13 protein-coding genes are annotated in these 14,985 nt (G+C 68.7%); 9 read left to right on the top strand and 4 right to left on the bottom strand.

The genetic code is table 11. The features are described from left to right. Positions 1–568 (top strand): IS30 family transposase (locus ASJ79_RS05050; RefSeq protein WP_231750730.1); only part of this gene is annotated, 568 nt, incomplete at its 5' end. A 70-nt stretch (positions 569–638) separates the two neighbouring features. Here ASJ79_RS05050 and ASJ79_RS05045 read toward each other — a convergent pair. Then, positions 639–1,877 (bottom strand): enhanced intracellular survival protein Eis, encoded by a 1,239-nt coding sequence (locus tag ASJ79_RS05045; RefSeq protein WP_197420078.1) that lies wholly within the window; start codon positions 1,875–1,877, stop codon positions 639–641. A 30-nt stretch (positions 1,878–1,907) separates the two neighbouring features. Here ASJ79_RS05045 and ASJ79_RS05040 point away from each other — a divergent pair, with 30 nt between their 5' ends. After that, the gene (locus ASJ79_RS05040) at positions 1,908–2,816 is read left to right on the top strand and encodes an alpha/beta fold hydrolase (protein WP_067953646.1); all 909 of its coding nucleotides are present in this window, start codon (positions 1,908–1,910) and stop codon (positions 2,814–2,816) included. On the opposite strand, the gene ASJ79_RS05035 is transcribed toward ASJ79_RS05040, so the two are convergent. Beyond that, positions 2,790–4,688 (bottom strand): Ig-like domain-containing protein, encoded by a 1,899-nt coding sequence (locus ASJ79_RS05035; protein WP_231750729.1) that lies wholly within the window; start codon positions 4,686–4,688, stop codon positions 2,790–2,792. The genes ASJ79_RS05040 and ASJ79_RS05035 overlap by 27 nt on opposite strands. A 216-nt stretch (positions 4,689–4,904) precedes the next feature. On the opposite strand from ASJ79_RS05035, the gene ASJ79_RS05030 reads away from it, so the two are divergent. The 6 genes from ASJ79_RS05030 (at position 4,905) to ASJ79_RS05005 (ending at position 11,642) form a co-directional block, all read left to right on the top strand. Next, entirely contained in the window at positions 4,905–6,977 is a 2,073-nt protein-coding gene (locus ASJ79_RS05030) for a PhoX family phosphatase (RefSeq protein ID WP_067953645.1), read from the top strand. Between the two features lie 30 nt (positions 6,978–7,007). Next, positions 7,008–7,814: an LLM class F420-dependent oxidoreductase gene (locus ASJ79_RS05025; RefSeq protein WP_067953644.1), complete on the top strand. Its 807-nt coding sequence runs from the start codon at positions 7,008–7,010 to the stop codon at positions 7,812–7,814. Positions 7,815–7,866: 52 nt separating this feature from the next. Continuing rightward, positions 7,867–8,529, top strand: coding sequence for a GntR family transcriptional regulator (locus tag ASJ79_RS05020; RefSeq protein ID WP_067953643.1), 663 nt, complete (start codon positions 7,867–7,869; stop codon positions 8,527–8,529). A gap of 59 nt (positions 8,530–8,588) precedes the next feature. Further along, a complete protein-coding gene (locus ASJ79_RS05015; RefSeq protein WP_067953642.1) occupies positions 8,589–10,385 on the top strand; it encodes an ABC transporter substrate-binding protein/permease in 1,797 nt (598 codons plus the stop codon). Continuing rightward, a complete protein-coding gene (locus ASJ79_RS05010) occupies positions 10,385–11,125 on the top strand; it encodes an amino acid ABC transporter ATP-binding protein (protein WP_067953641.1) in 741 nt (246 codons plus the stop codon). Before ASJ79_RS05015 ends, ASJ79_RS05010 begins: the two co-directional genes overlap by 1 nt. A gap of 76 nt (positions 11,126–11,201) precedes the next feature. Beyond that, positions 11,202–11,642, top strand: coding sequence for a MarR family winged helix-turn-helix transcriptional regulator (locus tag ASJ79_RS05005; RefSeq protein ID WP_067953640.1), 441 nt, complete (start codon positions 11,202–11,204; stop codon positions 11,640–11,642). A 3-nt stretch (positions 11,643–11,645) separates the two neighbouring features. Here the strand turns inward: ASJ79_RS05005 and ASJ79_RS05000 are convergent, their stop codons facing one another. Next, positions 11,646–12,986: an amylo-alpha-1,6-glucosidase gene (locus ASJ79_RS05000; protein WP_067953639.1), complete on the bottom strand. Its 1,341-nt coding sequence runs from the start codon at positions 12,984–12,986 to the stop codon at positions 11,646–11,648. A gap of 54 nt (positions 12,987–13,040) precedes the next feature. On the opposite strand from ASJ79_RS05000, the gene ASJ79_RS04995 reads away from it, so the two are divergent. Continuing rightward, the gene (locus ASJ79_RS04995; RefSeq protein ID WP_067953638.1) at positions 13,041–13,706 is read left to right on the top strand and encodes an SDR family oxidoreductase; all 666 of its coding nucleotides are present in this window, start codon (positions 13,041–13,043) and stop codon (positions 13,704–13,706) included. Here the strand turns inward: ASJ79_RS04995 and ASJ79_RS04990 are convergent. Continuing rightward, a partial coding sequence (locus tag ASJ79_RS04990) for a cbb3-type cytochrome c oxidase subunit I (protein WP_067953637.1) occupies positions 13,703–14,985 on the bottom strand: 1,283 nt, incomplete at its 5' end. The two genes, ASJ79_RS04995 and ASJ79_RS04990, sit on opposite strands and share 4 nt — an antisense overlap.

Here is a 14,985-nt window from a genome sequence, read left to right as displayed (position 1 = left end):
CCCGCATAACGGTGGCAGTCCGTGGAGCGCCGGATGCGATGAGAGTTGCACGTCCGGTGCGGAGGGCGGGCCGGGGAAACGGGCCAGGAGCAATCCTGGAACCGCGCCCCGGTCCGACCCCTACATCATCGGCGCTGGGCACCGCAGCGCGATCGGGACATTGGTGGAACGCTCGACCCGGTTCACGATCCTGCTGCACCTGCCGGTCGATCACCGCGCCGAGACGGTCGCCGCGGCGATGCTCGAAGCGATGGCCGAGCTGCCCGCCCATCTGCGCCGCTCGATCACCTGGGACCGGGGCAGCGAAATGGCTGGCTGGCAGGACATCTCGCTGCAGCTGCGAGCGCCGGTCTACTTCTGCGACCCACACTCGCCGTGGCAGCGCGGCACCAACGAGAACACCAACCGGCTGCTGCGTCACTGGTTCGAAAAAGGAGGCGACCTGGCCGGCTACACCAAGGCCGACCTCAACACCGTCGCCGACAAACTCAACACCCGACCCAGACCCACCCTCGACCTGGACACACCCGCTCAACGCATGGCAGCCCTGATTAGCCAAGCCGCCTAGCCGTTGCAATAGCCGCTTGACATTGCATCGAAATTCGCCTGCTGGAATGCAATTTCGGCGTTTCAGGGGGTCAGAAGCCGAAGCCGAGCTCGGCCGGGACGTCGGTGGCGAACGCCGCGTCCAGTGCGGTGACGAGCCCGGGGTCGTCACAGCGCAATCTTTGCGCCGTCGCGAACGCCGACGCGCGGTGCGCGCCGAGGTAGAGGCTGCCGAGCACCGACAGGTCCAGGTGCACATCAGCCGGGGCCTCGGTCGGCACGCAGCGCGCCCGGCCGTCGCGCACCTCGAGCGCGAACCGGCCGCCGCCACTGAGCGCCCCGTCCGACACGTCGAGCACCGCCGTCACCTCGGCGGAGTAGGTGCGGGCCTGCAGCACCGTGGGGATGTCGAGCATGCGCAGCCACAGCCCGTCGTGATGTCCGCGCTGCCGCACCAGCCGCGGGTTCGTCAACAGGTACGGCAGCAGCTGATCCGGGTGGCTCTCGATGTCCACCGACCCCATCAGGTCCAGTCCGAGCAGCGCACGCCACAGCGCGATGTACGCGTGCGGGGTCACCGCGGCCAGCTCGGTGATCTCGACCCGATCTTTACCTTCCCCGCTGTGCACGCGGTACATCGCAAAACCGTCGGGGTGCAGCAGGCAGAACATCGCGCTGCCACCGCCGCGGAAACTCTCGCGGTCGGCGAAGACCTCGTCCCACAACCGCGGCGGCGTCCGCAGTCCCCCGGGGGTCTGCAGCCGCCAGCGCTCGTAGATGTCCTCGATCCGGGCCCGGTGCTCGAGCGCGCGCACCACCCGGACGCCGCCGGGATCGGGCACCTCCGGGAGGAACCGCGCCCGGGTGCGGTCGACCGACAGCCGCTGCCACACCGTGGCGGGACCGTAGCCGAACCGTCCGTAGATCTCCGCTTCGCTGGCCTCCAACCCGGCGATCGGGTATCGGCCCATGCGGCGGTGCAACTCGGTGAACATGCCGCTCAACGCGCCCCGCCGGCGGTGCGTCGGCGCGACCGCGACGAACGACACCCCGGCCATAGGCAGCGCCGCGCCGCCGGGCACGGTCAGTTCGAGATCCAGGAACAGCGCGACACCGACGACGTCGGGACCGTCGCACGCGACGACGGCCGCGTCTGCCGGCATCAGCGAGCGCCACACCTCGGTGGTCTCCTCCGGCCGCCAGACACCGAAGCCGGTCGCGCCGATCAGCCCGATCGCCGGCCAGTCGGAGTCCTCGGCGGTGCGGAACGTCAGTGCTGTCGGTGAACTCGCCACTGCCCGACGGTGGCACACCGGCACCTTCTGTCGCATCCGAATTTCCCGACTGCGTACTGTCGGGCCATGACGGAGATCTCCGACGCTGCCTTCCTCGATGCCCTTCCCGGCCTGGACGAGTTCGCGCTGCTGGCCGAGAACGCCGAACAGGTCGGTGCCACAGCGGTACCGAAGGCCGAGCGCATCGACACCGGGCCCGTCAGCGCGATCCGGTTCGGCGACGGCCCACCCCGCGTGGTGTTCCTGCACGGCGGCGGTCAGAACGCGCACACGTGGGACTCGGTGATCGTCGGCCTCGGGGTCCCGGCGCTGGCGGTCGACCTGCCCGGCCACGGCCGGTCGGCCTGGCGCGAGGACGGCGACTACGGCCCGAAGCTCAACGCGGTCGCCGTGGAACCCGTCATCCGGGAGCTCGCGCCCGACGCCGACCTCGTGGTCGGAATGTCGTTGGGCGGGCTGACCGCGCTGCGCCTGGCGGTGACCGCACCGGAGCTGGTGCGCCGGCTGGTGCTCGTCGACGTGACACCTTCGGCGCCGGAACGCCACACCGAGATGACCGACGAGCAGAAGGGCACCGTCGCGCTGGTGCAGGGCGACCGGACCTTTCCGTCGTTCGAGGCGATGCTCGAGGTGACGACGGCCGCCGCACCGCACCGGGACCGGAAGTCGTTGCGCCGCGGGGTGTTCCACAACGCCAAACGGCTCGACGACGGCACCTGGACGTGGCGGTACGACAGCATCCGCAAAGGCGAGGGTTTCGAGAACCTGTGGGACGACGTGCCGCGGCTCACCACCCCGACCACGCTGATCCGCGGCGCCAACTCGTTCTTCGTCAACGACGACGACGCCGACGCGTTCGCCCGGACCGCGCCCGGCTTCCAGCGGGTGCACATCGTCGAGAACTCCGGGCACTCGGTGCAGAGCGATCAGCCGCTGGCGTTGGTCGAGTTACTGCGCGACGTGCTCGGCGGCTGACTTCCTGCGCCGCCGACCGAGGAACACGACGCCGAGCAGCGCCGTCGCCAGCGGTGGTGTCTGCGGGTCCACCTGGTAGCCGAGGTCGCGCAGGATGCCGAGCTCGAGAGCACTCAGCACCCGCACACCAGGGCCGGTATCGGTGTTGGCGTTCATCATCAGCTGGTCGGGGCCGGTGAAGGTGAAATCGTCGAGGTGGCTTCCCGAACTTCCCTCCACCCACGGATCCGGGGTGAAGAGCGGAACCAGGTCACCGTAGGCCTCGACGGCGTTGGCCCCACCGAAGTAGAGACCGCCGTCCTCACCGATCAGATACGGGTCGAAGTCGCTGTCCCATTGGTAGCGACGGTTGATCGGCCGCACGCGGTCCGCGGTCACGACGAAGCTGTCGAAGATCGTCCAGTAGCGGTTGTCGTTGTCGCCGGGCTCCCCGGTCAGCGACAGGAACCCGAACGAGTGCATCAGTTCGTGCATCGCCGTCGCCGCGAAGTCGAACTCGTCGTCGCCGACCTCCTCGCCGAGCGCCCAGGAATGCCCGAAGTTCCAGGTGATCCGGCCGTCGACAGCGCTGCCGTTGGAGTCGACTCCGGTGAGCAGCTTGTTCTGCACCACCGTCCTCCAGAAGCCGGCGCTGGTGCGGATCAGGCTGCTGCCCGCCGACGCGAGCGTGTCGGATTCCGCGTCCTCCATCCCGGTGACGCTGTAGCTGAGCACCACCGGGGCGCCCACCACGAAATACAGCACGAGGTCGTCGGCCACCTCGTTGAGTGCGGCGCGCCGGTCCTCGGTCCAGTACTGCGCCCCGGTGGTGAACTGGAAGTCGAACTTGATCGCACCCTGGTTGATCAGCGGACTGACGCGGGTGCCGATCGGGCGGAACAGGTCGAGCAGGTTGACGTGCAGTCCGGCGTCGACGGCGACGACGCGGAAGGTGTCGACCCCGTCGAAGTCGGAATCCGGTGTGTAGGTGTAGGTTCCGTCGGGGTTCAGCTGCAGCGAGCCTTCCCGTGGCGCCCGGACGATCCGGTACACCACGCGGTCACCGTCCGGGTCGACCGCATCCAGCGTGCCGGTGATCGGCCCGTCGAGCTTGCCGGTGAGCTGGATCGGCTCGACGATGGGGGCCTGGTTGAAGAAGGTGCGGCGCATCGTGAAGAAGTTGGCCTCCATCCGCGCCTTGGCCTCGTCGTCGACATCCAGCGAGTCGATCCAGGCCTGGGTGTCTGCCGTCCATTCGTCGAGGAAGCCGGCGACGATCTCGCGCCACGTGCGCCGGGGGGCGGGTACCGTCGGCGCGGACAGCTGCGCAGTCACCGACTGTACCGATGAATCCGGTTGGCCCGCTTCGGTATCGGCGACGGAAGCCGCGGCTTCGGCCGTGTCATCCGCCGGTTCGGGATCCGACTCTTGGGTCGACTTCCGGTCGGCGTCGGGCTCGGTGTCCTCGACCGCGGGGGCGGCGGGTTCGGAGTCGGTGGGTTCGGGCTCGGCGGACGGCTCCTCGTCGACCTCTACCTCGGCCTCGGTGGCCGGCGCCTCGTCGATGTCCTCGACCTCGTCCTCGATCTCGACGTCCTCGTCCCCGTCCTCCGGGTCGTCGACGTCGGTGGCGGTCTCGGTGGTGCCGCCGTCGGTGGGGTCCGTTTCGGCGCCGTCCGACGCTGACGCACTCGATGCCGCCGACGACGTGCCGGTGCTGTCGGCGCCTGCGACACCGACCTGGGGACCCAGCAGGGAATAGCCCAGCAATGCGGCACCCATGCCGGCCGAGGCGGCGCCCAACTGCAGCCAGCGTCGCACCGCGAAGCCCTCCGCACGACGAGTGCGGTGCGACATCCCCGCCGACGCGTGATTCTTGTGTGCATCCGGCATTATTTGACCCCCCCGTTATTTGATTCGTCACGGACCCTACCTCCACCCGGCCGCACATGTAGCAAATTCGGCGAGGGCCGTGTCGCGGCCCCTGACCGGTTCCGTCGCGCACTGTTCACCTGCGCGTTGCCTTCCGCTGGTTCGCCTCCCGTAATTTTCCGCGGGTCCGGCCGCCCAGCCCGCGGCCGGAAATTCGCGTGGGAAGGGACCTCGACCATGGCGCTCGTGCCGCTGAACCTTTTTGTCAACCACAACGGAAAGTCCAAGCGGCAGCGCGTGACCTGCGTGCACAAGTGCGGCGACGCCTGCTCCAAGCCGGTGCCGAACAAGAGCGACAACGAGTACTTCGGCGACATCGCCCAGGCCGTGTCCCGGCGCTCGGTCCTGCACGCCGGCGGGGTGGCGGTGCTGGCTGTCGGCGCGGGCTCGGCGCTGGCCGCCTGCTCGAACACCTCCGAACCGGCGCCGACGACCTCGTCGGCGACCGCGGCCCCGTCCGAGCCGCCGGCCGGGATGAACTTCTTGTCCGTCGCACCGAACAGCGAGGACGCCGTCGTCATCCCCGACGGCTACCGGCAGGCTGTCGTGATCAGCTGGGGCGACCCCGTGCTGCCCGACGCACCCCCGTTCGACGTCAACAACCAGACCGGCGCCGCGCAACGCGGTCAGTTCGGGTTCAACAACGACTTCGCCGGCCTGCTGCCCATCGAAGGCCAACCCAACCGCTTCCTGCTGGTCACCAACTTCGAGTACGTCACACCGCAATTCATGTTCCCCGGCTACAACGCCGAGGCCCCGACCCGCGAACAGTTCGACGTGGAGATCGCCGCCGTCGGGATGGGTGTCGTCGAGGTCGAGCGCACCCCGGAGGGCCTGCGGCCGGTGATGGGCCGCTACAACCGGCGCATCACCGCCGACACCCCGCACACGCTCACCGGCCCCGCGGCGGGCACCGACTTCGTCAAGACGCCCGCCGACCCGGCCGGCCGCACCGTCGCGGGCACCTTCGCCAACTGCGCCGGCGGTGTGACACCTTGGGGCACAGTGCTTTCCGGCGAGGAGAACTTCCAGGACTACTTCGGCGCCGCCGAGGGCGCACCGGCGCCCGGCCCCGTCGACGCCGACCGCCTTGACCGCTACGGCATCTCCCTGGAACCCACCGCACTCCTATGGGAGACCTTCGACCCGCGCTTCGACCTGGCGCAGACCCCCAACGAACCCAACCGGTTCGGCTATGTCGTCGAACTCAACCCGTGGGACCCGAACTCGACGCCGGTCAAGCATTCGGCGCTGGGCCGGCTCAAGCACGAGGGCGCCAACATCCACATCACCGCCGACGGCACCGTGGTCGCCTACACCGGCGACGACGAGCGCTTCGACTACATGTACAAATTCGTCTCGAGCAAGAAGATGCAGCCCGGGACCGATGCCGCGACCATGGCGCACAACATGACGATCCTCGACGAGGGCACGCTGTATGTGGCCAAGCTGTCGAGCGACATCCCGGCCGACGAGATCGACGGCTCGGGCAAGCTGCCCTCGAAGGGCTCGTTCAGCGGCACCGGCACCTGGATTCCGCTGCTGCGGTCCGGCCCGGACGGTCAGGCCGAGTCCCTGGTCGACGGCGTCACCGCGCAGGAAGCCGCGGTGTTCACGCGGCTCGCCGCCGACAAGGCCGGCGCGACCAAGATGGACCGGCCCGAGGACTTCGAGGCCAACCCGAAAACCGGCAAGGTGTACGTCGCGCTGACCAACAACGACGAGCGCGGCGTCGACGGTGAGCCGCCCGCCGACGCGTCCAACCCGCGCAACGACAACAAGAGCGGTCAGATCCTCGAGATCACCGACAACCACGCCGGCACCGACTTCACCTGGGAGCTGCTGCTGGTGTGCGGTGATCCGGCGGCGGCCGACACCTACTTCGCCGGGTTCGACAAGACGAAGGTCAGCCCGATCTCGTGCCCGGACAACCTCGCGTTCGACAGCCACGGCAACCTGTGGATCTCCACCGACGGCAACGCGCTGGACTCCAACGACGGCCTGTTCGCCGTCGCGCTGGAGGGCCCGAACCGCGGGGAGACCAAGCAGTTCCTGACCGTGCCGCTCGGTGCGGAGACCTGCGGGCCCGTCGTCACCGATGATCTGGTCACGGTCTGTGTCCAGCATCCGGGGGAGAACGACGACAACAGCATCGACAACCCGCAGTCCCGCTGGCCCGAAGGCGGCAACGGCACGGCCCGGCCCTCGGTCGTGATGGTGTGGAAAGACGGCGGCAACATCGGCGTCTGACCGCCGGCGCGCAACGGATAACGTGGGGACATGACCTCCCTGAACCGGCCCATCCGCATCGGTGTTCAGCTGCAGCCGCAACACTCGCCGCGATACGACCACATCCGCGATGCGCTGCGTCGCTGTGAGGACCTCGGCGTCGATGTCGCGTTCAACTGGGATCACTTCTTCCCGCTCTACGGTGACCCTGACGGCGCGCACTTCGAGTGCTGGACCATGCTCGGCGCGTGGGCCGAGCAGACGTCGCGCATCGAGATCGGTGCGCTGGTCAGCTGCAACTCCTACCGCAATCCGGAGTTGCTGGCCGACATGGCCCGCACCGTCGACCACATCTCCGACGGCCGGCTGATCCTGGGCATCGGGTCCGGCTGGAAGCAGAAGGATTACGACGAGTACGGCTATGAGTTCGGCACCGCGGGCAGCAGGCTCGACGACCTCGCCGCCGCGATGCCGAGGATCGAGGCCCGGCTGGCCAAGCTGAATCCGCAACCGCTCCGCGACATCCCGGTTTTGATCGGCGGTGGCGGCGAGAAGAAGACCCTGCGGCTGGTCGCCCAGTACGCCCACATCTGGCACTCGTTCTCCGACGCCGAAAGCTACCCGCGCAAGTCCGACATCCTGGCGCGCCACTGCGCCGACGCCGGCCGCGACCCGGCGGCCATCGCGCGTTCCGCGGGCGTCGATGGGCGCGATCATGATGCGCTGGCGCAGAACGCCGAAGCGCTCACCGCGCTCGGCGTCACTTTGCTCACCGTCGGCGTGAACGGACCCGACTACGACCTCGGCCAGGCCGAGGCGCTGTGCCGCTGGCGCGACCGGCGGCTCGCCGGCGGCTGAACCTGCCGATCGGCCCCAGCGGGGGTGGGCGCCGTGAGAGACTGGCGCCGCCATGCCCAAGAAGTACGGGGTGAAGGAGAAAGACCTCGTGGTCTCTCACGTGGTCAATATGGTGCTGACCGGCAGGCTGCGGTCAGGAGATCGCTTGGACCGCAACGAGATCGCCCACGAACTGGGATTGAGCCGGGTGCCGGTCCAGGAGGCCGTCGTGCAGCTCGAACACGACGGGATCCTGTCCACGCGCTATCACCGAGGTGCCTACGTCCAGAGGTTCGACGAGTCGGCGGTGCGGGAACACCACGAGCTCTACGGCCTTCTCAGCGGGATCGCGGCGGCCCGGGCCGCGGCGGCCGGCGACCAGCAGGTGGTGGCCGAACTGGAGGGGGAGGTCGCGCAGATGCGCGGCGGCCGGGACGCGCGGTTGTTCGACGTGCACGCCAAACGGTTCCGCGCGGCGATCACCAGTGCCTACGCCGGTCCCCGGCTGCAGGCGGCGATCGAGTCCTCGCAGACCTTCATCCCGCACACGTTCTGGCAGACCTACACGCAGCACCGGGACCGGCTCCTGCCGTCCTACGAGGCCGAGCTGGCCGCGATCCGCGCCGGTGAACCCGACGCGGCCCGGGCGGCCTGCGCCGAGCGCGCCGAGGTGATGGCCGCGATCCTGCTGGCAGAACTGCTGCAGCGCGGGGTGTTCGGTTGCGATGGGCTGTGAAGACTTCTGAAAGAGCCGAACCCGCCGCCCCGGTCGGGGTGGCCACTACGTTGCTTGGAATGAGCCGCTTGCGGGTACTGCGCACGACCGTGAAGAGTTTGGTCCTGGCCCTGATCATCGGGATGGTCGCAGCGATGGGCCTGGCCGCGCCGGCCGGGGCACAGGTGGACCAGTGCACGCCACCGGGCATCGAGAGCGCCAGCGCGCTGCCGACCAACCTGGCCGCCGCCGCGAGCGGGCCGGCGGCCGACAGATACACCACCGACACGGTGCAGCCGCTGGAATCCGTCGACGTCAACGCGCTCGGCCTGAGCCAACCGGGCACGCTGACCGTGGGCACCCTGTCCGACGCGCCGCCGAGCATCTGCATCAACTCGGCCGGCCAGTTCACCGGCTTCGACAACGAGCTGCTGCGGGCCATCGCCGAGAAGCTGGGCCTGCAGATCAACTTCGTCGGCACCGAGTTCTCCGGGTTGCTGGCGCAGGTGGCCTCGCGCCGGTTCGACGTCGGATCGTCGTCGATCACCACGACCGACGCCCGCCGCCGCACCGTCGGCTTCACCAACGGCTACGACTTCGGCTACTTCTCCCTCGTCGTGCCGCGGGGCTCGGCGATCACCGGATTCGACAAGCTCGCGGCCGGGCAGCGCATCGGTGTCGTGCAGGGCACCGTGCAGGAGGCCTACGTCATCGACACCCTGAAGTTGGAGCCGGTGAAGTTCCCCGACTACAACACCGTCTACGCCAGTCTCAAGACGGGGCAGATCGACGCGTGGGTGTCACCGTCGCAGCAGGCGCAGGGCACCGTGCAGCCCGGCGACCCCGCCGAGATCATCGAAAACACGTTCAGCTTGGACAATTTCATCGCGTGGGCGGTCGCCGCCGACAACCAGCCGCTGATCGACGCGCTGAACTCCGGACTGGACGCGATCATCGCCGACGGCACCTGGTCGCGGCTCTACTCCGACTGGGTGCCGCGGGCGCTGCCGCCGGGCTGGAAGCCCGGATCCAGGGCCGCACCGGCCCCGCAACTCCCCGACTTCAACGCCATCGCCGCGCAGAACCAGGGCGCGCAGGGACCGGCGGCGCCCGTGCAGCCCCGATCGACGCTGTCCCAACTCGCGGCGTCGTTTCTGGACTGGGATCTGTACCGGCAAGCCATTCCGGACCTGTTCAAGACCGGGCTGCCCAACACCCTGATCCTGACGATCTCGGCCAGCATCATCGGGCTGGTCCTCGGGATGGCGCTGGCGATCGCGGGCATATCGAGATCGCGGTGGCTGCGCTGGCCCGCCCGCGTCTACACCGACATCTTCCGCGGGCTGCCCGAGGTCGTGATCATCCTGCTGATCGGGCTCGGCGTCGGCCCCGTCGTCGGGCACCTGACCGGTAACAACCCGTTCCCGCTGGGCATCGCCGCGCTCGGCCTGATGGCCGCCGCCTACGTCGGCGAGATCTTCCGGTCCGGCATCCAGAGCGTCGACCCCGGGCAGTTGGAAGCCTCCCGCGCACTGGGTTTCAGCTATGCGACGTCCATGCGGCTGGTGGTGGTGCCGCAGGGTGTCCGGCGGGTGCTGCCCGCGTTGATGAACCAGTTCATCTCGCTGCTGAAGGCGTCCTCACTGGTGTACTTCCTCGGGTTGATCGCCGACCAGCGTGAACTCTTCCAGGTCGGCCGCGACCTCAACGCGCAGACCGGGAACCTGTCCCCCCTCGTCGCGGCGGGCCTGTTCTATCTCGCGCTGACGATCCCGCTGACCCACCTGGTGAACTACATCGACGCCCGGCTGCGTCGCGGCCGTAAACCCGACGAAGAGGATCCGCTGGTGCTCGCCACCTCCCAGGAGATGAACTGATGCCGACCGAGGTACAGCCAGTCTCGTTGACCGCCAAGGACATTCACCTGTCCTTCGGCAAGAACCCGGTGCTGCGGGGTATCGACCTGGACGTGGCCGCGGGTTCCAGCACCGCGGTGATCGGGCCGTCCGGATCGGGCAAGTCCACCCTGCTGCGCACCCTGAACAGGCTCTACGAACCCGACCGGGGCGACATCCTGCTCGACGGGCGTACGGTGCTGCAGGACAACCCCGACCAACTGCGGCAGCGCATCGGCATGGTGTTCCAGCACTTTCAGCTCTTCCCGCACCGCACCGTGCTGGACAACGTCACGATGGCCCCCCGCAAGCTGAAGCGGCTCAGCGCCGACGAAGCCCGCGAACTCGGGATGGCGCAACTGGATCGGGTCGGGCTGCGGCACAAGGCCGAGGTCCGGCCCGCCACGCTGTCGGGCGGGCAGCAGCAGCGCGTCGCGATCGCCCGGGCGCTGGCGATGTCCCCCCAGGTGATGTTCTTCGACGAAGCCACCTCGGCGCTGGATCCCGAACTGGTCAAGGGTGTGCTGCAGTTGATCGCCGACCTCGCGGCCGACGGGATGACGATGGTCGTGGTGACCCATGAGATGGGCTTCGCGCGGTCGACCGCCGACACCGTCGTGTTCATGGATCACGGTCAGGTGGTCGAGACCGGACCACCGGAGCGATTGTTCGAAGCGGCCGAGACGGATCGGTTGCGACGGTTCCTGTCGCAGGTGCTCTGAAGCCCTCGAGAGTTTCGCCGGGAATCCGCGCGACATATCAACCTGTCAAGCGTTATCCGGTTAGACTGACTGAATTATGGTGCCCACCGAAGCCCGGGTCAGCGAGCTCGCCAGCGATCTGCAGCGCGTGCTGTCCAAGGTGCTGTTGGTGATGCGTCACACCGGCCGCACCGCGGCCTCCGGTGACCTGACGCTGGCGCAGTTGTCGATCCTGCTCACCCTGTTCGACCGGGGACCGATGCGGATGACCGAGCTGGCCGCCCACGAGAAGGTCCGTACCCCGACCACCACGGTGGCGATCCGCCGGCTGGAGAAGCTGGGTCTGGTCAAGCGTGACCGCGATCCGTCCGACCTGCGGGCCGTCCTGGTCGACATCACCCCGCAGGGCCTGGAACAACATCGGGAAGCGTTGGAGTCCAGGCGCGCACACCTCGCCTCCCTGCTGAGCAAGCTCAGCGACGAGGAGCTCGACGCGCTGGCCAAGGCGCTGGCGCCGCTCGAGCGCATCGCCGAATAGCTGTCAGCCCAACCAATCCAGCACCGCCGCCGCGGTCCACGACTGCTGCATGCTGCCCAGCGGCTCCCCGGTGAACGGCTCGTAGTACTCGGCGAACGTCCCGTCGCTGGCCTGGCGCAGGCCCTCCCGGCGCAGTGCCGCCGATCGCTCGGCCCATCCGCGGCGCGCGAAGCACCACGCGAACAGCCATGTCATCACCGGCCACACCGGTCCGCGCCAGTATTCCCGCGGGCGGAAGTCCCGCGACACCGGTGACGTCGACGGGATGAGCGCGTACGCCAGATCGGGATGGCCGCAGAACCGCGGCCCCTCCAGCAGCTTCAGCAACGCCCGCTCCCGGTCGTGCGGCAGCCCGCCGCACAGCAGCGGCGCGAACTGCGCCACCGTCTCGGTCGAGATCCACCTCTCCGCGCGGACGTCGTAATCCTTTGCCGCACCGGTTCTTTCGTCGGTGGTGGCGATCACACCGGACCGGAACCGCTCGGCCCACGCGTACAGATCCCTGACGTCGGAGTTCGGCCGCTTGTGGTCCTCGCCGATCTCGGCCAGCACCTGGCAGGCCACCGCCAAGATCGCCGAGACGAACACGTCCTCCACCGCGAAACTCATTGTCTTGCAGAGCAGCTGGTCGTCGTAGCGGGCGGCCTTCATCTCCTCGAGTAACCACAGATAGCGGTCGTACTCGTGGTCGGAGGGGCGTTGGGTGACGTCGGTGTTGATCTTGTTGTCCTCCCGCTGGTACTCGGGTACCTCGCCGGGAATCACGTTGCCGTACGGGCCATCCCAGCGCGGGGAGTTGTCCATGCCCGACTCCCAGCCGTGGTAGAGCGTGACCCTGCCGCGCTCGTCCTGGTCGCGGCATTCGGCGAGCCAGCGGTGCCAGCGCACCAGGTCGTTCCAGCGCCGGTCGAGGAAAGCCTGGGCCACCGCGCGGGTGGACCGGCCCCGGGTGCGTGCATGGTCGAGGATGCGCTGCACCGCGATGGCGTGCACCGGCGGCTGGGTGATGCCCGAGGTGTGGCGGTTGCGCGGCGCGTCCGCGGCCAACGCCGAGCACGCCCACCGGGCCGGCCCCGGGAAGTACCCGTCCACGCCGTTGGCGAACACGATGTGCGGGATCATCCCGTTGCGCCACTGCGCCGACAGCAGCGTGTCCAGTTCCACCACCGCCCGCTCCACCGACAGCGGTGCCAGCCCGATCGCCACGAAGGCCGCGTCCCAACTCCACATGTGCGGGTACAGCAGCGGCGCGGCGGTCGTCATCACGCCGAGGTCGTTACCCCGCAACAGGTAGGCCGCGCGGGCGGCCAATTGGGTGGGGGCGAAGCTGGGATCGTGCGGCATCGCACCAATGATGCGACGTCTTCGGCCGGTCCGCAGGTCGGTAGGGTCTCGAATGTGCCGACCGCGATGATCACCGGGGCCTCCGGCGGGCTCGGAGCCGCCCTCGCCGACGCGTTGGCGCCGACGCACACCCTGTTCCTGGCGGGACGCCCGTCATCGCGCCTCGACGCCGTCGCCGAGCGGCTCGGCGCCACCACCTGGCCCGTCGACCTCGCCGACCCGGACTCCATGGCCGCCGTCGTCGAACCGATCGTCGAGCTCGACGTGCTGATCCACAACGCCGGGGTGGCCTATCCGGGCCGGGTCGGGGAATCCCACGTCGACGAGTGGCGCGCCACCATGGCCGTCAACGTCATCGGCGCGGTCGCGCTCACGCTGGAGCTGCTGCCCGCGCTGCGCAGCGCCGGCGGCCACGTGGTGTTCATCAACTCGGGTGCGGGCATCAATGCCTCACCGGGGCTGGCGTCGTACTCGGCGAGCAAGTTCGCGCTGCGCGGGTTCGCCGACTCGCTGCGCGCCGACGAGCCGGGACTACGCGTCACCTCGGTGCATCCCGGCCGCATCGACACCGCGATGCAGGAGGGCCTGGTCGCCTACGAGGGCCGCCCCTACGAGCCCGAGCAGTTCCTGAGCCCGCAGACCGTCGCGAAGCTGACCGCCGACGCGATCAACGCGCCGCGCGACGCACACGTCCACGAGTTGATCATCCGGCCGCGCTAACGGTCGGGCTCGGTGCGCGGGCCGAAGCCCTCCGGGGACTCCAGCGCCGTGGGGTGGCGCCCCACGTGGGCCTCGGCGCGCATCCGCTCCACCATGTGCGGGTAGTGCAGCTCGAATGCCGGACGCTCGGACCGGATGCGGGGCAGCTCGGTGAAGTTGTGCCGCGGCGGCGGGCAGCTGGTGGCCCATTCCAGGGAGTTGCCGTAGCCCCACGGGTCGTCCACGGTCACCGGCTCGCCATACCGCCAGCTCTTGAACACGTTCCACAGGAACGGCAGCATCGACAGGGCCAGGATGAACGCGCCGATCGTGGACACGACGTTCAGCGCGGTGAAACCATCCGTGTCCAGGTAGTCTGCGTAGCGGCGGGGCATGCCGTCGTCACCGAGCCAGTGCTGCACCAGGAACGTGGTGTGGAAGCCGATGAACGTCAGCCAGAAGTGCAGCTTGCCCAGCCGGTCGTCGAGCATCCGGCCGGTCATCTTCGGGAACCAGAAGTAGATTCCGGCATAGGTGGCGAACACGATGGTGCCGAACAACACGTAGTGGAAGTGCGCCACCACGAAATAGCTGTCGGTGACGTGGAAGTCCAGCGGCGGGCTGGCCAGCAGCACGCCGGTCAGACCACCGAGCAGGAACGTCGCGAGAAAACCGAGCGAGAACAGCATCGGCGACTCGAACGTCAACCGGCCCTTCCACATCGTGCCCAACCAGTTGAAGAACTTGATTCCCGTCGGGACCGCGATCAGGTAGGTGGTGAACGCGAAGAACGGCAGCAGCACCGCACCGGTGGCGAACATGTGGTGCGCCCACACCACGACCGACAGCGCCGCGATGCCCAGCGTCGCGTAGATCAGCGTGGTGTAGCCGAAGATCGGCTTGCGGCTGAACACCGGGAAGATCTCGGTGACGATCCCGAAGAACGGCAGCGCGATGATGTACACCTCGGGGTGGCCGAAGAACCAGAACAGGTGCTGCCACAGGATGGCGCCGCCGTTGGCGGGGTCGTAGACGTGCGCGCCGAGATGCCGGTCGGCGGCCAGCCCGAACAGCGCGGCGGTCAGGATCGGGAACGCCATCAGCACCAGCAGCGAGGTCACCAGGATGTTCCAGGTGAAGATCGGCATCCGGAACATCGTCATGCCCGGAGCCCGCATGCAGACCACGGTGGTGATCATGTTCACGCCACCGAGGATGGTGCCCAGGCCGCCGACGGCCAGGCCCATGATCCACAGGTCGCCACCGGCACCGGGTGAGTGGATCGCGTCGGTCAACGGCG

The sequence above is a fragment of the Mycobacterium sp. NAZ190054 genome (genome assembly GCF_001545925.1).
Lineage (GTDB): Bacteria > Actinomycetota > Actinomycetes > Mycobacteriales > Mycobacteriaceae > Mycobacterium.
Note: the sequence above shows the minus strand (reverse complement) of the source record. Positions and strands in the feature narration are given on the sequence as shown.